The organism is Terriglobia bacterium, assembly GCA_020073085.1.
GTDB lineage: Bacteria > Acidobacteriota > Terriglobia > JAIQFV01 > JAIQFV01 > JAIQFV01.
Genome location: JAIQFV010000009.1, coordinates 115,238 through 140,217 on the forward strand (window position 1 = coordinate 115,238; position 24,980 = coordinate 140,217).

Below are 24,980 nucleotides of genomic sequence, written 5' to 3' on the forward strand. Positions count from 1 at the left end.
GTACCGGTGGGGCAGGAGTCTGGACAACCTGGCTGGCAGGAACGCGGCAATCATCCCGGGCTTTATGGAGTAGCCCGCCTCAAGACAGGCGTATCCCTTGGCCAGGCTCGGGCCGAGATGGATACCATCGCCGCTCGACTCGAGAAACAATATCCCCGGACCAACACGGGCAACCGGGTGACCATGAGCCCTTTGCTCGAGGTGTTTGTAAAGGAGATTCGCCCCCTCTTGTTGGTTCTTCTGGGAGCGGTCGGTTTTGTACTGTTGATTGCCTGCGCCAATGTCGCCAATCTTCAGCTCACGCGCGCGGCTGCACGGCAGAAAGAAATTGCTATTCGCATGGCACTCGGTGAGCCCTGATTACTTTCGGACGATGGGTATCCCGCTGTTGCGCGGACGCACTTTTACGGTTCAAGACACGAAGGATGCCCCCAAGGTGGTTGTCATCGACGAGAGTTTTGCAAAACAATACTGGCCCGGCGAGGATGCCATTGGACGGCATTTGACATTTGGCGGACATGATTCCAAGAGTGTTATGAACACCGTCGTGGGGATTGTAGGCAGGGTCAAAATGGAGGGATTGGATACCGACTCCAACCGCGTCCAGGCCTATCAACCCCTTACTCAAAACACATGGAATGGAATGACCTTTGTCTTGCGGACCACGGCGGACCCTCTGGGGTTGGTCTCTGCGGCGCGAAAGCAAGTCCTCGCGGTCGACCCCGACGAACCCATGTACAATGTAAGGAGCATCGAACAAGTCTGGGAAGAGTCGGTGGCACCACAGCGTTTGAACCGGTTGTTGTTTGGCCTCTTTGCAGGATTGGCCCTACTGCTCTCCGCCGTCGGGATCTATGGGGTGATGGCCTACGCGGTAACGCAACGGACGCATGAGATCGGGATACGAATTGCCCTCGGCGCGGGAGCTGGACAAGTGGTTCGATTGGTCGTCGGGCATGGAATGTTGCTGGCGCTGACTGGAATTGCGATCGGATTGACAGCAGCATTGGCGCTGACCCGCCTCATGTCGACCTTTCTTTTTGGGGTCAGAGCCTTCGACCCGTTGACCTTTGTGGTTATTTCATTCTTGCTGGGAACTGTGGGCCTCGTCTCGAGCTATATTCCGGCGCGCAAGGCCACGAAAGTCGATCCCATCATTGCGCTCAGGTATGAGTAAGTGTCGGGTGTCAGGTGTCGGGTGTCAGAAAGACCCACTCGATTACTTTGAAACTGAAGGCGAGGCCAGAAATCGGAAGCCAGAAATCAGAAAATACATTCTTATTCCTCCTGGCATCGCTGGGGTGCCCTTTCCCTGACACCCGGCACCTGACACCCGACACCTCAAATCCAATGGAGGAAAGCACATGAAACAAAGTACTCGCTGGTATTCAATCTTTGTTGTGACGCTACTGCTCCTCGCCGTGGCTCCTTTGCTGGCCCGAGACAGTGCCGAAGGTTCATTCAACCGCACTTTGAAGGTCGAGGGGCCAGTGGACCTCACTGTGGAGACCGGTTCGGGCCACATCAATATTCGGGCCGGGGGCGGGACCGCCGTCGTAGTTACCGGCACAATCAAGGCGCAGGACTCGGCTGGAAGCCGCGCCGAGGAGCGGGTTCGGCAATTGGAATCGAATCCCCCCATCGAACAGACCGGAAATATCATCCACATCGGCCGCATCACGGACCACGACTTGCGGCAGAACATCTCCATTAGCTACGAGGTGGTGGTTCCGGCTGACACCCGCGTCCATGCCTCCACGGGTTCCGGCAGTCAGACCATCGAAGGAATCCGCGGACCCTTAAGTGTAAGCTCGGGTTCGGGCAGCCTCAAGATCCTGAATATCGGAGGCGAGGTGCGGGCAGAAGCGGGTTCTGGAAGTATCGGACTGGATGCGATCAAGGGCAGCGTCCATGCCCGTGCCGGCAGCGGCTCAATTCACGCCTCGGACATTGCAGGCGGATTCACGGCAAACACCGGCAGTGGGAGCGTGGTCGTCAGTTTGAGCGCCATAGGCGATGTAAATGTGGAAACAGGCTCCGGCAGTGTGGAGGTCAATGGAATTCGCGGCTTGCTGGGGGCACGCACCGGCAGCGGGCGGATCCGGGTTGAGGGGGCCCCCACGGGAAACTGGAAGTTGCATACCGGGTCCGGAGGCATCGACGTGAAGCTGCCTCCGGACGCGGCGTTTGATCTGTACGCCCATACCGGCTCGGGCCGTGTTACTACCAGCCACCCCATCACCGTCCAGGGTACCCTTCGCCCCAGCGAGATCCAGGGCAAGGTGCGCGGGGGAGGCTTTCTGCTGGATGTTCACACTGGCTCAGGCAACATTCAGATCAATTGACCCCACCCACAGCGGTTTTCAGGCAGGGCGATCCACCGTGACCGATCGCCCTGCAAGCGGCACCTCCCCTGACCCCCTTCTTTTCCATTGAAAACAAAAACTTTCTTCCTTGAAGTTCGTACTATAATCTTGAGTGCGCGACCATTCACAATGAAAACTCCCGACTCAGCCACGCCTCGCATCCTTATTGCAGACGACCAGCCCGATGTGCGTGAAGCGCTTCGTCTCATGCTCAAGGGTGAGGAATATGCAATTGAAGCGGTTCCTTCACCGGAGCGGGTTCTCGCCGCTCTGGAAGAACAGGATTTCGATGTCCTATTGATGGATCTCAATTACACGCGCGACACCACTTCAGGAGAGGAGGGCCTCGAGTTGTTGTCGCAAGTCCAGAAACTGGACAGCATGCTCCCGGTGGTCGTGATGACGGCGTGGGGAAGTGTTGAGTTGGCCGTGCAGGCAATGCGACGGGGGGCGCGGGACTTTATTCAGAAGCCTTGGGAGAATGCCCGCCTGCTAACGATTCTACGAACGCAGATCGAGTTGGGTCAGGCGCTTCGCCGAGAGCAGCGGCTGGAAGCAGAGAACCGTCTCCTGCGGGCCCAGGGCAGCCCCACCTTAATCGCTAAGTCCGCAGTCATGCAGCCCATCCTCCAGCTTATTGCGCGGGTGGGTCCCTCGGACGCCAATGTGCTTATTACCGGTGAGCACGGGACGGGAAAGGAGGTCATCGCCCGAACACTGCATGCCCTCTCCCCCCGCGCCTCCACCCCAATGGTCATCGTCAACGCAGGTGGACTCTCCGAAGGAGTGTTTGAGAGTGAACTCTTCGGCCATGTCAAAGGGGCCTTCACGGATGCCAAAATGGACCGGGTCGGCCGCTTTGAGTTGGCGGACAAAGGGACCCTCTTTCTGGATGAGATTGCCAATGTCCCTCTCAACCAGCAGGCGAAACTTTTGCGCGTGCTGGAAACCGGCGAAATGGAGCGGGTGGGATCTTCGAAGACCCGTCGTGTGGATGTCCGTCTCATTTCGGCGACGAATGCAGATATCGTCGCGGAGGTTTCCTCAGGCCGATTTCGTGAAGACTTGCTCTTCCGATTGAATACGGTCGAGATCCATCTCCCACCTCTCCGGGAGCGCCGCGAGGACATTCCTTTGTTAGCCATGCATTTTCTCCGGCAGTATTCCGAGCGTTACCGCAAGACCGTCAATGGTTTTGATGGAGCAGCCCTGCAAGTCATCAAGGACCACCCTTGGCCGGGAAATGTGAGGGAGATGGATCATGCGGTGGAACGGTCAGTGCTGCTCGCCCAGGGAAATCTGGTCAAAGCGAGTGATCTGGGCCTCCGCCAAATCCGCGAAAGCACCTCTCGCCTGGAGGAAATGAGTTTGGAAGAAGTGGAGTGTCTGCTGATCCGGAAGGCCCTGAGCCGATTCGACGGGAACGTGAGTCAGGCCGCACAGGCATTGGGTTTGAGCCGGAGCGGATTGTACCGGAGACTCCAGAAGTATGGATTGTGAAGAGAGGAGTTGTCGGTTGCCAGTTCCCAGTTTCCAGTGAACACGGATTCCTCGGATGGTCTTTTATTGCAGGCCCGGGCACGGCTATTTCGCAAATGCCCTCGATCGGCATGGGTATCCGAATCTGGTGAAAATCGAAAGTCCGGTGTCATCCACTGGCAACTGGGAACTGGCAACTGAGAACTGACAACTCTTTTCTGAAAGCTGATAGCTGCTTTTCAGGTACCTCCATGAGTTCACCCCCACGATTCCGCGATCGATTCCGATTGAGCCTGGAACAGCGCCTCTTCGTCATGGCGTTGATGGCCGGATTCCCGGCGGCCCTGGTCTCGCTCATCCTCCTCTGGAAGGGAGATTACACCTCGAAGGTCCAATGGACTCTGATGGTGGTAATCCTCGGATTCTGGTGGGGCTTCGCCTATGCGCTCCGGGGGCGTGTTGTCATTCCATTGCAGACTCTTTCAAATTTACTGGCAGCCCTGCGTGAAGGAGATTACTCCATTCGGGCGCGCAGCTCGAAGCACGAGGACAGCCTGGGAGAAGTCATCCTGGAAGTAAATTCTCTCGGTGAAACCTTGCGAGAGCAACGTCTCGGGGCTTTGGAGGCCACCACGCTGCTTCGAACCGTGATGGCGGAAATCGACGTCTCCATTTTTGCTTTTGACGAAAGGCAGAGACTGAAGTTGGTGAACCGGGCGGGAGAGCGGCTTCTGGCACAGCCGGCGGAAAGACTCCTGGATCGTACGGCCGAGGAGTTGGGACTGGCCGACTGCCTCCAGGGCGAGGACATTCAAACGCTTCAAAAGTCGTTCCCGGGTGGCGAAGGCCGATGGGGAGTCCGTCGTAACGCCATCCGTGAGAAAGGGCTGCCCAATCACCTGCTGGTGATTTCGGATTTAAGCCGTGCCTTGCGCGAGGAAGAGCGGCAGGCGTGGCAACGCCTTGTGCGGGTCCTGGGTCATGAACTGAATAACTCCCTGGCGCCCATTAAGTCAATGGCTGGAACGCTTGAGAATCTGATCCTTCGGGATCCACTCCCGCAGGACTGGCAGGAAGACACACGGAGAGGCCTCAGCGTGATCGGCTCGCGAGCCGAGGCGTTGAGCCGCTTCATGGGAAGCTATGCCCGTCTGGCCCGGCTTCCTCCACCGAAGTTTCAGCCGGTGGAGGTAGGCCCCTGGATACGAAGGGTCGTCGGGCTGGAAACCCGCCTCAATGTCACCCTTCAACCCGGGCCCGAATTGACCATCCAGGCTGACAGCGATCAACTGGAGCAGTTGATGATCAATCTCGTCCGGAATGCCGTTGACGCATCCCTGGAAACAGGGGGAGGAGTCCAGGCGGGCTGGAAGAAGAAGGGGAATTACATCGAGGTGTGGGTCGTCGATGAAGGCCCTGGCCTCTCGAATACGGCGAATCTGTTCGTCCCCTTCTTTACAACCAAGCCCGGAGGTTCAGGAATCGGACTGGTTTTGAGCCGTCAGATCGCTGAGGCTCACGACGGCAGCCTTACTCTCCGGAACCGCCCCGCGAGTCGTGGTTGCGAGGCTCGGCTTCTTTTGCCACGATGATGTCCATAGTACGTTATAATGGCTCGACTAATCATGGAGGTTCAGGATGAAAAAGGCCCTGGTGGCTGGTGTTGTGTTGTGTCTGGGAATTGCCGTGGCTGTGCCGGCTGTGGCGAAAGAAGGTGAAAAGGAAGAGGATCGACTGGAGGAATGCGGTCAGGTGTTGAAGGAGGTTTTAGATGTCCCTGAGGATATCCCCCAGGATCTTCTCGACAAGGCGGAATGCGTGGTGATTGTCCCTTCCACCAAGAAGTTGGCAATTGGAATTGGCGGCAGCTACGGTCGCGGGGCCATGTCATGCCGCACCGGATCGAATTTCACGGGCCCTTGGAGTCCGCCGGCCCTCTATGCGTTGGAGGGTGGGAGCATCGGCTTCCAGCTGGGCGGGCAGGAAACTGACTTTGTACTGCTGATCATGAACCCTCGCGGCGTGTCGTCCCTTTTGAGAAGCAAGGTGAAAATCGGCGCGGACGCCTCTGCAGCGGCAGGTCCAAAAGGACGCAACGCGACCGCCGATACCGACGTCGCCCTGCGTGCGGAAATTCTGACGTATTCGCGTTCACGCGGCCTGTTCGCGGGTATCTCACTCGCGGGCTCCACATTGAGGCAGGATAGCACCGCCAACCTCCGGGTCTATCAAAAAGACGTCAGCGCGCGGGACATCGTTCGCAAGGGAGTCGTCAAGACGCCTCAGGCCGGGCAATTGATGGTCGATGTGTTGAACAAGCGCTCTCCCAAGAACCTATCTGACCCGAATTCGCTCAAAGAATAATGGCGGGATAAGTGTTCCAGAGGGGAAGGCGTAATCCCGGGCGTGAAAAGTTATCAGGCCGGATTAACCTTCCTTTTTTGGAGATCCGGGGCGCTGCTTCGACGCGTTGCTTCATGGCCGATGCCACAGGAAGACCCTGATCCCGATCGGAGATGTTTTACTGAACCTTTCTGGTTCCCCATCGTAGTATTAGAGGTACATAACGGGAGAGGGTGAACTTATGATCAAGTTCTTGCTCTGGTGCATTCTGCTGGTGCTGTGCTGGCCCCTTGCCCTACTTGCCTTGATTCTGTATCCCTTGGTGTGGCTGTTGCTGCTTCCCTTCCGGCTTCTGGGCATCGCTGTCGAAGGGGTCCTCGATTTGATTTGGGCCCTATTTACATTTCCCGCACGGGTCCTGGGTGGCTCTCCCCACCGGTAGCCTGTCCTCTTATCCAAACGTCGCCTGGTATTGAGGGTGACGTTTATCCTGCCATCAATTTTCGCCGACAAATCAAATTCAATTCACGGGGTCAAGAGTCAAAACTCACCACCGGAAGGTAGTGGATCGTTCAGATCCTGCCTACCCACCGACGCATCCTGAACTGAGAATCCCCCCAGCAGGAGCTGGTGGATTGTTCAGGTCCTGTCTCCCGTCAAGGTAAGACTTGAACCATCCCCTCCGCCCGGGCGGACCGTCGGGGGGATTCGAATATGAATAGGGAAGTGCTGGGTAGGTCGAACCTGAAGGATCCCCCAACTCCCGTTAGGGGAATTGACTTAACGTGAGCTGCTCCCACCCTGTCGTCAGAACCTTACGGTATCCGCTTAACCGATGTGGGGGGGTGGCTCAATCCCCCATCACCTGCACAACGATGTTGCGCTGCCTTCTTCGATTGTCAAAATCGATGAAAACCACTTGCTGCCAGGTTCCCAACGCGAGACTCCCTTGGCTCAACGGAATTGAAAGCGAAGGCTTCATCAGGGCCGCCCTGACATGGGAAAAACCGTTGTCGTCGCCCCATCGTTTGTTGTGGTCATAGGGAATATCGGAAGGGACGATCCGCTCCAGGGCACGCTTTAAGTCCTCCAGGACCCCCGATTCGAATTCAATGGTAGTGATGGAACCCGTGGAGCCAGGGCAAAAGACCGTGACCAGCCCCTCTTTCATCGCCGACCGGTTCACAATCGCGACCACCTGGCCGGTGATATCCAGGATATCGTTAAGTCCTTTGGTATTCAGCGAAAGAGTCTCGGAGTAGATCATAGGGATTCCATGGAGGAGACTGACGTAAACTGGCGCGGGCCTCCCGATCGTCGGATCCCGAGCTTTTGCATGCGGGAGTTCAGGGTCGTCCGGTTGATCCCCAGGCGTCGAGCGGCTCCGTGGGGCCCGCCGATCACTCCACCGGTCTCCTCCAGGGTACGGAGAATGTGCTCGCGTTCGAAATCCTCCAGTGTTCTCGCCTTCGTGGGTACCCCCTCGGCAATGGACAGGGCCGTGGCGACATGCTTCAATTCCAGGGTATCCCCCTCGCACAAGATCACTCCCCGTTCAATGACGTTTTCCAACTCGCGGATATTTCCTGGCCAAGGATATTGCTGGAGGGCCTCGATGGCTTTCGCCGAGATCTTTGTGATGTCTTTGTTGAATCTCAACGAGTGCCGATGTACAAAGTAGTGAACCAGGGGAACGATGTCATCCCGGCGATCTCTGAGGGGCGGCAGGTGCAGCGGAAAGATGTTCAAACGGTAGTACAGGTCCTGGCGGAATTCGCCGCTTTGAACCATGGCCGTCAAATCCCGGTTTGTGGCCGCGACGATGCGTACATCCACCTTGAGGGTCTTTATGCCCCCGACGCGTTCGAACTCGTGCTCCTGCAAAACTCGCAGCAGCTTGGACTGAACGTCCTTGGGAACTTCCCCGATCTCATCCAGAAAAATTGACCCCCCGTCCGCTAACTCGAAGCGGCCATTCTTGCGGGTGATGGCGCCCGTAAAGGCCCCTTTCTCATGTCCGAACAGCTCGCTCTCGATCAATCCCATCGGGATGGCGGCGCAATTGACCCGCACAAAGGCACGCTCCTTCCGCGGGCTGAGGTCATGGATCGCCCGCGCAATGAGTTCCTTGCCGGTTCCCGTTTCCCCTGTGATCAGGACGGTGGAATCCGTCTTCGCGACGCGTTCGACGCCGCGGAGGATCTTGCGAAGCTGGCGGCTTTGCCCCACAATTTCTTCAAAATTCTGCTCCGTCTTGATCTCCTCCTGCAAATATACATTTTCCTCTTTGAGCTGATTCTTCAACCGCGTGATTTCCTCGTAAGCCAACACGTTGCGGAGGGCGACGGCGACCTGCTTGGCCACCTGCCTTAAGAAGCCCCGATCCGTATTGTCAAAATGGTGGGCCTCCCGACTGGCAAGATTGAATCCCCCGAGTAGTTTTTCCTGGACAATCAGCGGGACAATGAGAACGGAGAGAAACCCTTCCTTCAAATAGATGTCCGTAAACCACTTGAATCGTGGGCCGGTCCGCAGGTCACTGATCAGGACAATGTCCTTGTGCTGCATCAGGTATTGACCCAGGGTATCATCTTCTAAAGGGAATTCCAGTTGAGGTTCAAACACATTGAAGTCATCCGCCTCGGTAGGCGGGTGGTGGACTCCCCCCAACTGGATGTGCCTGGGCTCGTCAGCGGAAAGCACCACAAACAACCGGACCACTTGTTTGGCCTCCTCCACCAGCACTACCGAAGCGGCATCAAACGAGACATAGCGGTGCAAGGCACGAAACAGGGAGCGAAACAACTCTTCCCGGTTGAGGTGTGACGCGATCGCATTGTTGACCTCGAGAATCAGCTGGTGCTGTCGTTCGAGGCGCACTTTTTCCTGCAAGGCAAAATTGTCTTGCTCGAGTTTTCGTGACACCCGTTTCAACTGCTCATAAGTGGTCGCGTTGTCGTAGGCCAGGGCCACGATCCGAGACACCTCTTCAAACAACGTCCGGTCTTCAGGGGAATACGCATTCACACGACGGCTGGCAATCGAAAGGATGCCCGCGACACGGTCCCTGACCACCAGGGGGACCGCACATCCCGAACGCAATCCGCCCTGCATCAGCTTCGTTGCACTCAGCGTGAACTGCTCGGCTTTCCCAAAATCGGGGATCACTATGGATTCGCGGTGGTCATAAACCCAGCCGGCAATGCTCCCCTTGCGCGGGACCTTCACGTATCTGGTCAACACCGCGCTAGGGGCATCGATCTCCAACATCTGAATCTGAAAGCCGTCTTCATCGGGATCCGGGATGAGCACCGCCGCATAATTGAGATCCACGAGGCGACGCAGCGATTTGACCGCAGCATGAAACACGCCGTCCGGATCAAGTTTTGACACGGTGGCCGTTGTCATTTCGAGAAAAGCCCGGTATTTTTGTTCTACTGAACTCATATCATTCTGGTGACTGAAGATTGTTTCCCTGATTAAACCTGAAGGCAATCTCCACAAGCTTCCTTTGCGATCCTTGCACCTTCGTTGCGGCCTTTGCGGTTACCTTTTCGTCCTCGGAAAATTCCCGAGCACCCTCAATCGAGAATCCTCTCCCCTATTTTCTGCTCCAGTGCCCTCTCATAGACTGTCGCGCCGACGGCAAGATCTTCCAGCGCGATCCCGAGGGACTTAAAGAATGTAATCTCACCATTCGTTTCCCGGCCCTTTGATCTCCCGGTCACGACCCAGCCCAGTTCCCCCACCTTCTCCCAGTACATCAGACCGCGTTCCACGCATCTTTGGAATTCTCCTGCTTCCATTTTGGCCTGATCGAGGGAATCAACGACAATCCGGTCCGATCGCAGGACCGTGGTTGTATCCACCTCAGCGCGAAGCGGGGAATTTCCCCCGATCACATTGAGATGCGCCCCCTCGCCGAGCCAGTCCCCGTCGAAGAGCGGTTCTGTTGCCATTGTGGCAGTAATGATGATGTCCGAACCCTCGACGACAGACCTCGCCTCAGTAACAGGCTGGACTTCAATTTTCAGCGCTGCCTCCATCGTCTTGCAGAAAGCCTGCCTTCGATCGGTCTTTCGGGAGAACGCCCTGACACGTCTGATTTTTCTTACAGCACATACGGCCTGCAATTGGGTTTGGGCCTGGTATCCCGTCCCGAAAATCCCGACGTTGGCGGCCTCTTCCCGTGCCATCCATTTCGTGGCAATCCCGCTGGCCGCGCCGGTCCGCATCTGCCCCATGCGGTCTGCCTCGATAATCGCCAGCAACTCACCGGTTTCTGAATGGTAGAGGTTGACCAGGAACTTTGAACCAGAAGTGAACCAGGTGTATGCCTTGAAACCGATGACTCCGAACGCGGGAAGTCCAGCCACCATCAGATTCAACCCGCCATGTTTTTGATGGATGCGGGCGCGGGGCAGATTCATGGCGCGGCCATGCCCCAACTCCACAAAGGCACGCTCCACCGAGGCCAGGGCCGTCGGCATGTCCAGCAATCGCTCCACATCGGATTCCCGCAAAAGCAGCGCCACAGTTTACCTGTCCCTGAAAATTGTTAAACTTGATACAACCACAGTGGTATAAAATGTGTCAATGCGAAACGAGCTTCGGCTCGTACTACGAAAATTCACGATTGATGGGAAGGTCAGGGAGAGACACCTTTTCTTAGAACCTCTCGCGGGAATGTTAACAAAGCAGGTGTCTGTCCCTTTTTCCCGAAAATTCACAGTTAATGGGAGATCCTATGGGAGAAGGCTTATTTCAGCCGATGCATTTGCTGGTTATCCTGGTCATTGCGATCTTCGTCTTTGGCCCCAAGAAATTACCGGAGTTGGGAAAGAGCCTGGGAGAAGGGATTAAGGGCTTCAAAGATGCAATGAACGGAGGGCTTTCCGCTGAAGATACGAAATACAAGGAAGCCCCCAAGCAGATTGAAGAGAAGTCGTCGGCGGAGAAATAGGGATTCGGGTGTCGGGTCCCATCTCCCCGAAGGATGTTGAAGGTTGCAATCTTATAGCTCCGCTAGGAGTGGCATATTTATAGGGGAAGGGGTCCTAAACGGCATTTGTCGAGCTCCAGCGGAGCGACATCGTACCTGGGGGAAATCGGGATAGAGGCCTTGGCTATAAGCATATCGCTCCTCTCGGAGACTTACTGAGAAATACGTGACTCTCACTATATTTCATTTGCCGATAAGGCGTCCAAAGTCTCGAATCATCATGTCGATAGTATCTTCGCCAACAAGGATAAATCGCTCTGGAGATCGAAATGTGCACGTGCGACGGATGAATGGAGGAAGGAGTTTGCCCAAAAAAAACATAAATGAAAATCCCAAAAATATGAACTTGTAGCGCCAGTAATTGCTGAGCTTCCCACCGTACGGAATGAAAACTGACGTCCAAAACTTTTCGGCTGGGACGATGCTCACCCAAACAGCCGCATCACTTGGAAAGTTGACCTCGCCGAGAAGATACAAGCGCAGTTCCTCTTCATACCGCGATCCAAGGCTTGGGGTGAGAAGCAGATCTTTTCCTGACTTCCAAGCATGCGCTGAACCCCGCCACAAAACACTCGCCACGAAGTAAGTGAGCTTCCCGACGTCTATTTCAGCGATATTCGCCGAGGAATAAACCTTGAGCCGATTGCTAAGCAGAGGCTGAGTTCGATCGATCAGAGCTTTCAACTTGAACCCTTCGCCAACTCTGGAACAATAATCGAGAACCCATCGCTCCCCGTTCACATCGAATCGTTCTTCGCATTCCATGCAGAGCACGTAGTCTGTAATCTGCTCATTCTTTTGTATGATAACCGCTGGCTTGATAACCACAGGTGGGGCACCTTCGGATTGCTGTATGAGCTTGTACGCTGCCTTTGGTATAAAGTGGCTCCTGCATAGATCGCGATTCAAGTGACAGAGTTTGCATCTTCGGACTGGACCCATTGTTAATCCTGCATCCTTAGGTAACTTAGAGGATTTTATTCAACATGGCTCCGCAACTTGCCTTTCCTCTTCATCCTCCTCGCGGGCATACTGGACAAGATCTCAATCGTTGCGCCGAAATTCAATTGTCACAAAAGTTCCCCCTGAAGCGGGGATGTGATTACCCCATCTTAAACCATCAATCGATGGTGCCTGGTCTCAACAATCAACGAATCACCTTGTTGAATTTTGAAACCTACCCCCTATTTCTTTCTGCCCTAATTCTTTCGGTAATATAATAGTGAAGTGAAGCCAATCAACTTCGCCCGATACTCTCCGTATGATTGATCCAGGCGGTCAGCGCATCAAGGCAGAACCACCTTCTGAAAGAACTTGTCGGCCGTCTTGGGATCGAGGGTTTTCAGCTTCTCGTAAACCTTGACGACATCCGATCGCTGGCCATTCTGATTGTAATAGAGGCCCAAGTTGTACCACGCCTCTGCATCGTCCGGTTTCAGCCGGATGGCGTCCTGAGTTGCGCTGATCGCCTTGTCGAATTGTCCAAGGCGGCGGTAGGCGGTACCCAAGTTCACCCATGCGTCTGCATGGTCTGGTTTCAACCGGATGGCTTCCCGCAAGGCGCTAACCTCCTTGTCGTATTGTCCATGGCTGCCGTAGGCAGTGCCCAAGTTGTACCACGTGTCTGCATGGTCCGGTTTCAACCGGATGGCTTCCTGCAAGGCGCTAACCTCCTCGTCGTATTGTCCAAGACTGCTGTAGAAAGTGCCCAGGTTGACCCACGGGTCTGCATCGTCCGGTTTCAGCCGGATGGCTTCCTGCAAGGCGCTGATCGCCTTCTCATATTGTCCAAGACTGCCGTAGAAAGTGCCCAGGTTGTACCACGCCTCTGCATGGTCCGATTTTAACCGGATGGCTTCCTGCAAGGCATCAATTGCCTTGTCGTATTGTCTAAGGCGGCCGTAGGTAGTGCCCAAGTTGTACCACGCGTCTGCATCGCCCGGTCTCAGGCGAATGGCTTCCTGCAAGGCGCTAATCGCCTTCTCATATTGTCCAAGGTTAAAGTAAGATACTCCCAAGTTATACCATTCCACTGCAAAGTCCGGTTTCAGTCGGATGGCTTCTCGGTAAGCGCTGACCGCCTCCTCGTATTTGCCCGCCTTTTGGGCTTCGTACCCCTTCACGAGCCACACGAAGCACTGGAAGGCGGGACTGTTACCGCGAGCGGCGGGCGCGGCGGTTGCAGGTTGGCGGTCGAGCGCCAGCGTCCACTCGCCCGGCAGGGCAAAATTCAAGCTCTGGCCCTCTTTAAGATAAAACGTGGTAATGCCTACCAGCTGTCCTTCAGCGTCAAACAGTCCGCCGCCACTTGATCCGGGGGAAATGGCGGCTGAAGTCTGAATCACCCGGTCTTTATCGAAATCTCGCAAGCCGGAAATCAGACCTTCTGAAATGGTCAGCTCCAGACCCTGCGGCGCGCCAATAGCATAAACCTTCTCACCCACAGCGAGCGTAGAAGAATCACGAACTTGAACAGCAGGGGCAGCGAGCCCAGCGACGGAAAGCTCCGCCAGGTCATGGTCGGCATCAACCTTCACGAGCCGGGCAGGCCACGTCTTTCCGGCATGACCGACCCTGAAGCTCACGCCATTCTCGATAACATGGCGGTTCGTCACAACGCGCCCCGTCGCGATAATCACTCCGCTGCCGAAGGCCGCGACTGAACCCTTCGCTTCGAGCGACTCAACCACCATCACGGAAGGGGAGACACGCTTGAAGATTTCCTGCGGCGAGAGCGGCACAAGAGGACGCTGGCCTAGAGGCGTCTTAATACCTCGCACTTCGGGGACGTCTTGGTTGCGAACCTCCTGTGCTTGGAGAAAAACGACAAAAAGGAAGGATAAAATTGAGACTGTTACCAAAGAAGGTGAGAATCGACGCATCATAATAGCCTCCATCGTGATGACTTCAAAAACGATGGTGCCTAGTCTCAACAATCAACGAGTCAGCTTGTTGAATTGTGAAACCTGCCCGTCAGAAAATTTGATCAAGTGTCAAGAAAGTCGCTTGGAAAATTTGTCAATCCACGAAGGGCGAAGCCCTATAAATCTTCCGGGCTCGAACCGGTTGCCTTTGCCAACCGTGTCAGCAGACGAGGAACTATCTCTTTAATTCAGGGGAAATTTCATCACGCTCAAGCCGGTCAGCCACCACGCGAAGGGCCAGGGCTTGCACTTTCGCACGAGCCTCTTGTGGAGTCCCACCATAGGCCAAGACGCCAGGGAGTTCTGCAACCTCTGCTATCCAGCGTCCATCTTCCTCTTGTTCCAGCTCAACCAAAAAAGTCATGCAATACTCCGCTTGTCCTATCTCCTGCGAATCGATTCTATCATAGTCCCTCCGAGTGAAAGAATTCCGCCTCAGACCTTACTAATTTCCAATCCAGGAAAAGAGCGGGTGCCGCAGACATGTCCGCCTGGGCGGACATGTCTGCGAAGAGTGATCCATGACGCCTCTACTCTCCCCGGCAAGGCCACCGGCAAATCCCCCAAGGGCCACGACCAGCCGCGGCCTTCAGGATTCTGGCAGACGCAGGCATGCACACAACGCATGCCTGCGGCACCCCGGCAACCCTATTCTTTTTCCTCAGGATTAGGCCGTGAATCACCCCTAACGCCAGAATTCTCATCCCACTACCGGGAGGTGGTGGATCATTCAGATTCAGCCTACCTACGGACCGCGTCCGACTGGAAAATCCCTCCCGCGGAAGCTGGTGGATCGTTCAAATCCCGACTTTCACTAGGGCGGGGACTGACAACTTCCCCTGCTTTCCTGCCGTCGACTCAGAAATGGCCGTGATCCCTGGCAATGGAGTCACCAAGCTACTTCAGAAAGCATGGTGGTTTTGTTTTGATGGTAGGACTTGAATCATCCCCCAACCCCCGTTGGGGGAATTAAGATTTTCAGGTCCGACCTCTCCCACGGTAAAATGCTCGCCATTTTTTCATCGGCGCCTTCGCACTTCCTCGAGAGTGCGGCGCAGGAGGCCTAAAACTGCCTTGTCCTTGTCGCGGGCAAATTCGGCTTTCATCTCGATCAGTTTCTCGAGGGTCAGAACGCGCACCTTCAGCCCGTTTGGGAGATTCAGTTCAGACGTGGCATTCAGCAGTTCTGCATACCCACGATCCAGATTCTTTCCAATCGCCCCGAGAAGGTCGAGTGGCCCATACTGCGTCATCAAAAGTTGATGTCCCGGGGACGACAGATGAGATCGGACGGGTTTGCTTCGACGAATCCCCTGTTCGCGGAAGTATGCTTTAAGGGATTTCAAGGCGGCCATAAGCCGTTCAACGTTTTCGGGGTCCCGCGAATGCACCAGATCCAAATCAAAGGTGGAGATCGGCGCGCCATGCAAAACAGCACAAACACCCCCGACGATGATGAAATCAACCTTGTGCTTTCGAAGGGTCTGGAGAATGGAAAGGAAATCAGCCTTTGAAATTGTTTTCACTGCGCAACCTCATCATTGCGCGCACATGATTTTGTAGAGTCTCGAGACGCTCGGCAGGGGTCAATGAAAGCATCCATCGAATGAGTGACACGTCGATCCCATCTTCGTTGTATGTCTCCCTCTTCCCGAAGGACTGGATCAGATCTTTCCCTGTTTTTCGACTGGCCACTGGTGTCATTCGCCGCTTCATTTCAACTCCCCCACATGATGCAGTCTACCCGAAGGAATCAATAGAGGCCCACGGTCTGCCTCTTGACAGGCAGTAAGTTTTCAGCTGTTCAGGATCACATATTATTCTTTTTCCAGGTGGCAGGTAAGAAAATCTACCCCTGTGTGAGTCCCCCTGCGCCTTTTCATGCCCGGAACGCTCAGGCATGTTCCGCTGTTCTTAAAGATTCAGATCGGCACTCCTGATGCGTTCACAATTTTCGTATCAGACCCTTCCAATCGGATGACATCCCTCATTGGTGAACGTTCGACAGCGGTTGAATGCGCCGCACATGGATTTGGTTCTCGCGTTTACGGGTTTGAGCGATGTCGTAAGAGGCTTGCATTCGCATGAGCGTGTCCATCTTCACTCCAAAGGCTTTCTCGATACGGAGTGCCATGTTCCCGGAAAGGTCAGCCTTGGCGTTGAGCAGGCTGGAGAGCGCGGGCCGGGAAACATGAAGCGCGGCCGCCGCCGCCGTCACCGAAAGCCCCGCGGGCTCGATAATCTCCGTCCGAATGAAATCTCCGGGATGGGGCGGGTTCTTCATAGGCATGGCGTTTACTCCTCTTATCTTAGTGATAGTCTTCCAAATTCAAGTCGCAGATTTCGCGTTCTGCAATGTCGATCCGGAACGTTAAGCGGCGATTGCGGGTGACGCTGAGGCTCCATGTGTCCTTGCGGTCACCAGTAAGAGTGTGCACCTTCCACGCCGGCAGCGAGCGTAATTCCTGGGGGTCTTGCATGTCATCGAGAAACGCCAGCATCTTGCGAAGCTTTTCCACCGTATCGGTTGGAACGCTCCTGGCGCTGTCTTCCGCGTAGAGCCTCTTCAGGCCCTTATGGACAAAGTTCCGTATTTTCACCAGACCGACTGTAGCCCGTCGCTTAACACTTGTCAAGTGGGGTCCCTGAGTGCGCTGCACACCCCCCGGTGCAGCCACCCGCAAATTCCCCTAGGATAACGCCGTCGGCGGTCTTCAGGACTCTGGCAGACGCAGGCATGCACAAGACGCATGCCTGCGGCACCCGGGAAAAACAGTGAGTCTTGGGACCCTTTCGATTGCCACTCAAGGACGGTCACGAATGCCGCAGACATGGGCTTTTTGCATTGCTGCGAAGGGCGGTACCTGGAGCCGCTACTCCCCCGAAGGAGGGCGCCCGCAGATCTTCAAAGGGGCGGGCCGACCGGCACTCTTCGAGACTCTGGCAGACGCAGGCATGCAAAAAATGCATGCCTGCGGCCCCCCGGGTACCTGCTCCCGTTTGACTCTCTAGTCTCCTCTGCCTATAATTGCCGTTACTTATTTACCGCCTCTTTCACGCATTCGCCCTCTCTCAGGGCAAGGAGTCATTCATGAGCTCTGACGAACTTGCGCCCGTCATCATTTCAGGTGTCCGGACGCCCATCGGGCGATTCTTGGGCGGGTTGAAACCGCTCTCGGCAGTCGCGCTGGGCGCCATTGCTGTCAAGGCGGCAGTAGAGCGGGCGGGATTTGAACCCAAACAAATTGATGAGTGCATCATGGGGAATGTGGTGCAAGCCGGGCTCGGTCAAAATCCAGCACGCCAAGCCGCCCTCGGCGGCGGGCTGCTCCCCCAGGTCGGGGCCTTTACAGTCAACAAGGTTTGCGGCTCCGGACTGAAAGCGGTGGGACTTGCAGCGCAGGCCATCCAGTGCGAGGACCAGGAGATCGTCGTTGCGGGCGGGATGGAATCGATGTCCAACGCCCCTTACCTTATCCGCAAGCTTCGCGAGGGCTACCGGCTGGGAAACGGTGAGGTCATTGATTCCATGATCCACGATGGGCTGTGGGATGCCTACGAGGACTACCACATGGGATTGACGGGCGAACTCGTCGCAGAAAAACACAAGGTCTCTCGCGAGGAAATGGACGAGTACGCGCTGAATTCCCATCAAAAGGCGATCCGGGCCATCAAAGAGTGCCATTTCGAATCCCAGGTTGTTCCTGTTGAAATTGCCTCCAGGAAGGGGACAACGGTCATCAAGGTTGACGAAGGACCGCGCGAAGATTCTTCGTTGGAGGCCCTGCGTGCACTCAAACCCGTATTCAAGAAGGACGGCACCGTCACTGCCGGCAACGCCCCCGGAATGAACGATGGGGCTGCGGCGCTGGTCGTCACTTCCCGTAAGAAGGCCGACGCGCTCGGCAAAAAGTCCCTGGCGCACATCGTCGGCCAAGCCACGGCCGGACTCGAACCGAAATGGGTCATGATGACCCCGGTGCCCGCAGTGCAAAAACTCTTGCCCAAGATCGGTTGGAAAAAGGAAGATGTCGATCTCTGGGAATTGAACGAGGCGTTCGCGGTGCAATCGGTCGCCGTCGTCCGCGAGCTGGGGCTCGACCCCGAAAAGGTCAACGTGAATGGCGGAGCAGTGGCCCTGGGTCACCCCATCGGCGCGAGCGGCGCCCGGATCCTGGTGACCTTGCTCCACGAGATGATTCGACGGGACTTGCACCGTGGCGTGGCCGCCCTTTGCATGGGCGGTGGCAACGGAATGGCCCTGGCCATCGAACGATGAAAATGGACTTCTGGCGGCGGTCTTTGGATCTCCCATTCGGCAAACATAAAGGAGCAATTGACATGAATATGAATCGTCGGATCCTGGCGGCAAAGCACCTCCTCGGAGTGACGATAGCCGCTCTTTTCCTGTGTTCAAGTGTCTTGGTTGCTGCGGATGTCAAAGGGGAAATGATCTCTTATAAGAGCGGCAACGAAACGATCAACGGCTATCTCGCCACTCCTTCCGGGGCCGGCCTTCATCCCGGCCTCGTTGTGATCCAGGAATGGTGGGGCCTGAATGACTGGATCAAGGAACAGGCCCGCAGTTTTGCCGCACAAGGTTATGTGGCCCTGGCGCCGGACCTGTACCGCGGCAAGGTCGCGACGGAACCGTCCATGGCTCACGAATTGAGCCGGGGCTTGCCCGACGATCGTGCGCTGCGCGACCTGAAAGCCTCTTTTGACTATCTGCAGTCACGAAAGGATGTCAAGAAATCCGCCATTGGCTCGGTGGGCTGGTGCATGGGCGGCGGACTCTCTCTCAAGCTGGCTCTCAATCAGCCCGAACTCAGGGCCTGCGTTGTGAACTACGGTGCCCTCCCCTCGGATGCCGCCACCATTGCCAAAATCACAGCCCCCGTGCTGGGAAATTTCGGGGCCGAGGATCAGGGCATCCCCCCGGCCGCGGTGAACGCATTCGAAAAGGAGATGAGAACCCAGAAGAAATGGATCGATGTGAAGATTTATGCCGGTGCGGGCCATGCCTTTGAGAATCCGAATAACACTGCCGGTTACCGCCAGGAGGCCGCCAAAGACGCCTGGGAACGTATGATTAAGTTCCTCAATGAGAATCTAAAGTAAACGTTCCTGAAGAGTCCCAAGTCCAAGGTCCCAAGTCCCAAGTCCAAAGTCCAAGGTCCCAAGTCGAGGGTTCCAAGTTCAGAGTTTCAAGTTCAAAGTTGAGAGCCCTCGAATCCACATTCAGAGATAATCCTCACCTTGTATCCGACGTCCGGTTCCTGAATTCGGACTTCTGACCTCGGACTTCTGACTTCCGGCTCTCGACGTCCAGCACGCGACTTCCGCCCTCCGGCCTCTGGCTTCTCCCTCCCGGCTTCCCCTCCCCTCAACTATTCTCCCTCATTCTCTCTTGAACCCTCCTTCCCACGCAGGTATCCTACCCTCGCACGTTCTTCACTCCACTGACCGGAGGCTTTTTATGTCACATCCCATTGAGACGATCGGCGTTATCGGGGCTGGAACCATGGGAAATGGGATTGCCCAGGTGAGCGCCATCGCAGGGCTGCACGTTGTCCTCAAAGACATCAAAGACGAATTGTTGGACCGCGGTTTGAAAACCATTGAGAAATCCCTCGCAAAATTCGTTGAGAAAGGAAAGCTGACTTCGGAACAAAGAGCGGCCGCCCTCAAGAACATCGGCACGACGCTGACTCCTCAAGCGCTTGCCCGCTGCGATTTTGTCATTGAAGCCGCCAGCGAAAACTATGAAGTCAAGAAGAAGATCCTTGAAGAGATGGACGCCATCTGCCCCCCGGAGGTGATCTTTGCAACCAATACCTCGTCCATTTCAATCACACGGCTCGCCGCTGAGACCCACCGCCCCGATAAATTCATTGGAATGCACTTTATGAATCCGGTTCCTCTGATGGTCCTGGTCGAAATCATTCGCGGGATTGCGACCAGCGATGCCACCTTCGAGGCCACCCAACTGCTTTCGGAGAAGGTCGGAAAGGTCCCCTGCGAAGTGAACGACTATCCGGGATTTGTGTCCAACCGTGTGCTCATGCCGATGATCAATGAGGCGATATACTGCGTGATGGAAGGCGTGGGAAAGCCCGAATCGATCGACACCGTCATGAAGCTGGGGATGAACCATCCCATGGGCCCCCTGGCGCTGGCTGACCTGATCGGCCTGGATGTCTGTCTCGACATCATGGAGGTGCTTTACAGCGGGTTTGCGGACTCGAAATACCGACCCTGTCCGCTCTTGAAGAAAATGGTCGCCGCCGGGAGGCTGGGGCGAAAAAGCGGGCAAGGGTTTTATAGTTATTCGTGACCCCCGGAAGAGACTGAAGAGACCAACAATTTTGTTGCTTGGGTCGGGCGCGTCCTATATTATTTGATTGTTCGATCGTTGAACGCTGAGTGTGGGTAGTTTGACTTATGATCCTTTGTCAAAAATGTGCCGCTGTGAACCAATTCGGGCAGGAGTTGTGTACCAAGTGCGGGACACGGCTGATGATCACGGCACCGCAGTACGAGCAGGAACGGCCTTCGGTCCAGCCCCTCGAAGAACATCTCCTCGAACGCATTTCGACCTTGGAATATGAACATACCAAGCTGGGCGAGCGCATCGCTCAACTCACCGAAGTCGTCAACAAGCTGGTTTCGGGAAACTTCTACGATCACAAGATGATCGAAGCCATTTCCGTGGCGTTGCAGAAGGCGCGCGTCGTGGCGGGAAAGACCCTGGAAAACCTGTGGCGCGAGCGCGTACTCGATTACCGCGAAGAGAGCGCCCGCCGGGATCACTTTTCCGCGCGGAAACCGCGGATCCTGCAACTCAGTCCTGAGAAGCATCGCCCCCGCGTCAAGATCAAGCTCAACGAAGCGGAGTCTCTGCTCTTTGGAGCGAACCACTCCAAGGAAGGCCTGCGATTGCTCAGGGGACTGATGCGCCGGGAACCGGAGAATTATGAGCTGGCTTTCCTCCTGAGTGAATATTTCTACTCCATGAATCGCTTTGGCGAGGCGGCGCAGTATCTGAAAAAGGCGTTAACGACCAATCCTCAGCATTTCGACTCCATTCTTCTCTGGGGGGTGATGCTAACCAACGGAGGACGTTACGCGGAGGCTGAGGATGTGTTGCGGACAGCGCTGGGATTGCGCGCGGATTCGCACATCGCCCACCTGACCCTGGGCGCGGTGTGCGCTTCCCAGGGACAACCGCAGAAAGCAAAACATCATCTCTCGAAAGCGGTAGGATTGGCCCCCTCTTCTTCCATGTATTTTACCGCCGGGGAGATTTCCGCCAACTTTGGTTGGCAAAAAGACGCGATCCACTTCTACAAGAAGGCCATCCAGATCGACCCGACGTTCGATGAGGCCTTCTACAAACTCGGTTTGATCTATCTCAAGAACCACCGCACGCGCGTCGCTGAGAAGTATTTGAGAACGGCCTATCAACTCAACCCCCAGGAATCGCGTTACCGGGATGCTCTGAAGGCGCATTCAAAGCGGCAGGCACGGCAGCAATCGTGAGTGTTGAGCCGTCAGCAGCTCTCTCCCCAGTTTCCTCCCCAATCCGCCCGAGGCGAACGGACGGGTGAACAAAAACTGAAAGGGCGCGGCCACATTCAACCAGACACGATCAGGGTGAGAAGGAGTCATTATGGCAGAGGAGCGAAATGAAGTTCGAGAAAACCGCGATCGGGCAATTGAGGTCGCTCTCACTCAAATCGAGAAGCAGTTCGGAAAAGGCTCCATCATGCGCCTGGGAGTGAAAGAGGCGCTGGTGTCAGTCCCCGCCATCCCGACCGGATGCCTCTCCTTTGATGCCGCCCTGGGTGTGGGTGGCTTCCCCCGCGGACGCGTCATTGAAGTGTTTGGCCCGGAATCCAGTGGCAAGACGACCGTCGCGCTGCACGTGGTCGCGGAAGCTCAGAAACGGGGCGGGATGGCCGCCTTCATCGATGCTGAGCACGCCATGGATGCCAAATACGCAAAGAGACTCGGGGTGGATGTTGACAATCTCCTCGTGTCCCAGCCCGACTCCGGGGAACAGGCCCTGGAGATTGCCGAGGTGTTGATTCGCAGCAGCGCGGTGGACGTCGTTGTCGTCGATTCCGTCGCCGCCCTGGTTCCCCGGGCCGAACTTGAAGGGGAAATGGGAGATGCCCAGATGGGACTGCAGGCCCGCCTGATGTCACAAGCCATGCGGAAGCTCAAGGGGATCGTTTCCAAGTCGAAGACCTGCCTGATTTTCATCAACCAGCTACGGGAAAAGATTGGTGTCATGTTCGGCAACCCGGAGACCACCACGGGTGGCCGCGCCCTCAAGTTCTATGCCGATATCCGGGTCGATATCCGGCGAGTCGGAGCCATCAAGGACGGCGATAACGTCGTGGGGAACCGCACCCGCGTCAAGATTGTGAAGAACAAGCTGGCTTCCCCCTTCCGGGAAGCCGAATTTGACATCCTTTACGGCGAAGGCATTTCGCGCGAGGGTGACCTGATCGATCTTGCCGTTGAGAAAAACATCCTCGAAAAGAGCGGCGCCTGGTTCTCCTATCAAGGGGAGCGGATGGGCCAGGGACGTGAAAACGTAAAAGTGTTCCTCAAGGAGAATGCAGACATTACCAGCAAGATCGAAAGCGCCGTGAGGAAGGCCGTCGGCCTGGAGACGAAAACAGAGCCCTCACCCGCGCCGGCAACCCCGGCCGCCGGAACAGCGGCCGCCGCACCCGCTCGAGGTAAATCGGCGCGTTCTTAGTCCTGAGCAGCCGCCGGGTTTCACCGGTCCGAGTAAAAAACCTGACTTTTGTGACCTTAGACACATCACAAGCGCTTGTTTTTGTGTTACATGATTGACCTGACCTTGTGTTATGATTCCGCCGCCTTTGGTGAAGTTGCGACAGCAAGGCGCCAACGAAAAATGAAGGAGAGGTTCCACGAGCTATGAATCTAAAACTCGCGAGATATTTTTTCGGAGGACTTGTTGCCTTATGCTTGTTGTTTGAGCCTTTGTTAATGAGCTTCTCTGCAATCCGTACTACCCCTTCCACTTCCCCGACCACGAAACGCAAATCAAAAGCCAAACGTAAAACCTTGAAAAAGACCTTGGCCTCGACCGCAAAAGCGTCCAAAAAGACGGTTGCCAAGGGCCGCCGGGGCAGGATCCGGATGGTCGACCCAACCATCGGCGACACCGTGGAGGGTGAGGACCTCGCTGTGCGTCGCGCCTCCGTGGAGGCATTGGGACATATTGATGGCAGTGTGGTCGTGGCGGACCCCTCAAATGGGAGGATTCTCTCCATTGTGAACCAAAAGCTGGCCCTGACTGCTGCCTATCAGCCTTGCTCAACCTTCAAACTGCTCGTCTCCCTGGCCGGTCTGTCGGAAGGGGTTTTCAGCAAAGACTCGGAGTTCAAGTGCCCCACCCACCACCGTGGGTATCTCAATCTGACTGATGCGCTGGCGTATTCGTGTAACGAATATTTCCAGAATGTGGGCGAGCGCCTCGGGTTTGATCGGGTCAAGCGATACGCCCAGCAATTTGGATTCGGTGAGCTTGCCGGCCTCGATATCCAGGGGGAACGGCCCGGATTCTTCCCCAGTGAGATCGATGAGGAATGGGTCAGAAAGCTTTCCAGCCATGGCCAATTCATTGGGGCGACCCCGTTGGAAATGGCTGCCTTTGTATCCTCCCTGGCCAACGGCGGCACCCTCTATTACCTGCAATACCCACGCACCCCTGAAGAAATTGCCAGTTTTGAACCTAAAGTAAAGAGACAATTGGACATTTCCAACTTGTTGCCGGACCTGAAGGAAGGGATGAGCGGATCGGTGACTTACGGTTCGGGCAAGCACGCCTACGACCCACTGGATCCGGTGTACGGCAAGACCGGCAGCTGCAGTGGACAGGGAACCCACCTGGGATGGTTTGTTTCCTATGCCGGCGATTCTGAACGCCAGCTCGTCATCGTGGTGTTGACTCGAGGGTCACTCCGCACGGAAGGACCCTTTGCCGCTGGAGTGGCTGGAAAGATTTATCGAGAACTCTCTCAGCAGAATTATTTCGCAAGACGGGAAGAAAAGTCGAACCCCACGGGCGTTGCCAACGACAATCTTTCTCCTAATAGCCGCATCAACGAGCGCTGACGGAGGGTAGTTACAAACCGAATCGAATCAGAAACCGCCCTGAGAATCCGAGGTGATGAACCCGGGTCTCTCGGGGCGTTTTTGTTTGAAGCGGGGTTTATAAACCAAATTCCCATTCCATGAATCTGGTGACGCCTTTGGAGTGCGCAAGCTTGCTTGCACTTTGGCCCGGCCGCTTGCTGCGGCGGGGAAAGCCCCCGAAGCGAACTTCGCCCCGTGAAGGCGGCAGCAAGCTGCCGCACTCAAAAGGAGAAGCCCACAATTCCATGTTTTGGGGAACAGTTTTGCGGGTGTCAAATCCAACAACGAATTCCTCGGAGCCGAGGCTTCCGCTGGCTCACAAGGCCTCCACCCTGATTTTTCTAGGATTTTGGCTTTGCAGGCTCCTGACCTTGATGCTCAGCGCACCACTTTGAATTGATCTCAATGTACTTCTGATGTTGCTCCGGCAGTTCATCCAGTGGAAAAATGGCCTGGGGCGGGCACACCGGCTGACACGCCCCACAATCGATGCACTCGTCGGGATGAATCACCAACTGCTCTCCGGCATCGTAGAAGCACTCCACAGGGCATACGGCCACGCAGGCGGTATCTTTCACCCCAATGCATGGCTCCGCTACAATATACGCCATAGACTCTCTCCTTTGAAATTAAGTGGAGCGGGCTATCACACGCTCCCAGAAGCTCCCTCACGCGAAACTGTTA

At 55.8% G+C, this 24,980-nt stretch carries 24 protein-coding genes; 14 read left to right on the top strand and 10 right to left on the bottom strand.

Going from position 1 to position 24,980, the window contains the following annotated elements; genetic code table 11:
- Window positions 1–6: 6 nt before the first annotated feature.
- The 7 genes from LAO21_11340 to LAO21_11370 all read left to right on the top strand — a co-directional run bounded on the left by LAO21_11340 (window position 7) and on the right by LAO21_11370 (window position 6,630).
- Window positions 7–360 carry a hypothetical protein gene (locus LAO21_11340; GenBank protein MBZ5553305.1) on the top strand — a complete coding sequence of 118 codons (354 nt, stop codon included), beginning with the start codon at window positions 7–9 and terminating at the stop codon, window positions 358–360.
- The gene (locus tag LAO21_11345) at window positions 350–1,177 is read left to right on the top strand and encodes an ABC transporter permease (protein MBZ5553306.1); all 828 of its coding nucleotides are present in this window, start codon (window positions 350–352) and stop codon (window positions 1,175–1,177) included. The genes LAO21_11340 and LAO21_11345 overlap by 11 nt, the downstream gene beginning before the upstream one ends.
- A gap of 187 nt (window positions 1,178–1,364) precedes the next feature.
- Window positions 1,365–2,345 (top strand): DUF4097 domain-containing protein, encoded by a 981-nt coding sequence (locus tag LAO21_11350; GenBank protein ID MBZ5553307.1) that lies wholly within the window; start codon window positions 1,365–1,367, stop codon window positions 2,343–2,345.
- Between the two features lie 150 nt (window positions 2,346–2,495).
- Window positions 2,496–3,866, top strand: a complete 1,371-nt coding sequence (locus LAO21_11355) for a sigma-54 dependent transcriptional regulator (protein MBZ5553308.1) — start codon at window positions 2,496–2,498, stop codon at window positions 3,864–3,866.
- A 230-nt stretch (window positions 3,867–4,096) separates the two neighbouring features.
- Entirely contained in the window at window positions 4,097–5,437 is a 1,341-nt protein-coding gene (locus LAO21_11360) for a PAS domain-containing sensor histidine kinase (GenBank protein ID MBZ5553309.1), read from the top strand.
- Between the two features lie 46 nt (window positions 5,438–5,483).
- Complete coding sequence (locus LAO21_11365; protein MBZ5553310.1) at window positions 5,484–6,209, top strand: lipid-binding SYLF domain-containing protein; 726 nt, start codon at window positions 5,484–5,486, stop codon at window positions 6,207–6,209.
- 220 nt (window positions 6,210–6,429) lie between these two features.
- Window positions 6,430–6,630: a hypothetical protein gene (locus tag LAO21_11370; protein MBZ5553311.1), complete on the top strand. Its 201-nt coding sequence runs from the start codon at window positions 6,430–6,432 to the stop codon at window positions 6,628–6,630.
- A 408-nt stretch (window positions 6,631–7,038) separates the two neighbouring features.
- On the opposite strand, the gene LAO21_11375 is transcribed toward LAO21_11370, so the two are convergent.
- The 3 genes from LAO21_11375 to LAO21_11385 form a co-directional block, all read right to left on the bottom strand.
- Window positions 7,039–7,455, bottom strand: coding sequence for a secondary thiamine-phosphate synthase enzyme YjbQ (locus LAO21_11375; protein MBZ5553312.1), 417 nt, complete (start codon window positions 7,453–7,455; stop codon window positions 7,039–7,041).
- Entirely contained in the window at window positions 7,452–9,635 is a 2,184-nt protein-coding gene (locus LAO21_11380) for a sigma 54-interacting transcriptional regulator (GenBank protein MBZ5553313.1), read from the bottom strand. Before LAO21_11380 ends, LAO21_11375 begins: the two co-directional genes overlap by 4 nt.
- 134 nt (window positions 9,636–9,769) lie before the next feature.
- Entirely contained in the window at window positions 9,770–10,723 is a 954-nt protein-coding gene (locus LAO21_11385) for an ornithine cyclodeaminase family protein (protein ID MBZ5553314.1), read from the bottom strand.
- A 212-nt stretch (window positions 10,724–10,935) separates the two neighbouring features.
- On the opposite strand from LAO21_11385, the gene LAO21_11390 reads away from it, so the two are divergent.
- Window positions 10,936–11,151, top strand: coding sequence for a twin-arginine translocase TatA/TatE family subunit (locus LAO21_11390; protein ID MBZ5553315.1), 216 nt, complete (start codon window positions 10,936–10,938; stop codon window positions 11,149–11,151).
- A 222-nt stretch (window positions 11,152–11,373) separates the two neighbouring features.
- Here the strand turns inward: LAO21_11390 and LAO21_11395 are convergent, their stop codons facing one another.
- The 6 genes from LAO21_11395 to LAO21_11420 all read right to left on the bottom strand — a co-directional run bounded on the left by LAO21_11395 (window position 11,374) and on the right by LAO21_11420 (window position 16,714).
- Window positions 11,374–12,099, bottom strand: a complete 726-nt coding sequence (locus LAO21_11395; GenBank protein MBZ5553316.1) for a hypothetical protein — start codon at window positions 12,097–12,099, stop codon at window positions 11,374–11,376.
- A gap of 377 nt (window positions 12,100–12,476) precedes the next feature.
- Complete coding sequence (locus tag LAO21_11400) at window positions 12,477–14,075, bottom strand: tetratricopeptide repeat protein (GenBank protein MBZ5553317.1); 1,599 nt, start codon at window positions 14,073–14,075, stop codon at window positions 12,477–12,479.
- Window positions 14,076–14,289: 214 nt separating this feature from the next.
- Window positions 14,290–14,478, bottom strand: a complete 189-nt coding sequence (locus LAO21_11405; GenBank protein MBZ5553318.1) for a type II toxin-antitoxin system HicB family antitoxin — start codon at window positions 14,476–14,478, stop codon at window positions 14,290–14,292.
- A 655-nt stretch (window positions 14,479–15,133) separates the two neighbouring features.
- Window positions 15,134–15,640, bottom strand: a complete 507-nt coding sequence (locus LAO21_11410) for a hypothetical protein (protein MBZ5553319.1) — start codon at window positions 15,638–15,640, stop codon at window positions 15,134–15,136.
- A gap of 461 nt (window positions 15,641–16,101) precedes the next feature.
- Window positions 16,102–16,404 (bottom strand): HigA family addiction module antidote protein, encoded by a 303-nt coding sequence (locus LAO21_11415; GenBank protein ID MBZ5553320.1) that lies wholly within the window; start codon window positions 16,402–16,404, stop codon window positions 16,102–16,104.
- Between the two features lie 19 nt (window positions 16,405–16,423).
- The gene (locus LAO21_11420; protein MBZ5553321.1) at window positions 16,424–16,714 is read right to left on the bottom strand and encodes a type II toxin-antitoxin system RelE/ParE family toxin; all 291 of its coding nucleotides are present in this window, start codon (window positions 16,712–16,714) and stop codon (window positions 16,424–16,426) included.
- 491 nt (window positions 16,715–17,205) lie between these two features.
- Here LAO21_11420 and LAO21_11425 point away from each other — a divergent pair, with 491 nt between their 5' ends.
- From LAO21_11425 to LAO21_11450, 6 genes are all read left to right on the top strand, one after another.
- Window positions 17,206–18,393: an acetyl-CoA C-acetyltransferase gene (locus LAO21_11425; GenBank protein ID MBZ5553322.1), complete on the top strand. Its 1,188-nt coding sequence runs from the start codon at window positions 17,206–17,208 to the stop codon at window positions 18,391–18,393.
- Window positions 18,394–18,461: 68 nt separating this feature from the next.
- Entirely contained in the window at window positions 18,462–19,235 is a 774-nt protein-coding gene (locus tag LAO21_11430; GenBank protein MBZ5553323.1) for a dienelactone hydrolase family protein, read from the top strand.
- A 358-nt stretch (window positions 19,236–19,593) separates the two neighbouring features.
- A complete protein-coding gene (locus LAO21_11435) occupies window positions 19,594–20,451 on the top strand; it encodes a 3-hydroxybutyryl-CoA dehydrogenase (protein ID MBZ5553324.1) in 858 nt (285 codons plus the stop codon).
- 107 nt (window positions 20,452–20,558) lie between these two features.
- Window positions 20,559–21,656 carry a tetratricopeptide repeat protein gene (locus tag LAO21_11440; GenBank protein ID MBZ5553325.1) on the top strand — a complete coding sequence of 366 codons (1,098 nt, stop codon included), beginning with the start codon at window positions 20,559–20,561 and terminating at the stop codon, window positions 21,654–21,656.
- Window positions 21,657–21,786: 130 nt separating this feature from the next.
- Complete coding sequence (gene recA, locus LAO21_11445; protein ID MBZ5553326.1) at window positions 21,787–22,887, top strand: recombinase RecA; 1,101 nt, start codon at window positions 21,787–21,789, stop codon at window positions 22,885–22,887.
- Between the two features lie 335 nt (window positions 22,888–23,222).
- Window positions 23,223–24,275: a penicillin-binding protein gene (locus LAO21_11450; protein ID MBZ5553327.1), complete on the top strand. Its 1,053-nt coding sequence runs from the start codon at window positions 23,223–23,225 to the stop codon at window positions 24,273–24,275.
- A gap of 362 nt (window positions 24,276–24,637) precedes the next feature.
- Here LAO21_11450 and LAO21_11455 read toward each other — a convergent pair whose 3' ends face one another.
- Entirely contained in the window at window positions 24,638–24,907 is a 270-nt protein-coding gene (locus tag LAO21_11455) for a ferredoxin family protein (protein ID MBZ5553328.1), read from the bottom strand.
- Window positions 24,908–24,980: the final 73 nt, after the last annotated feature.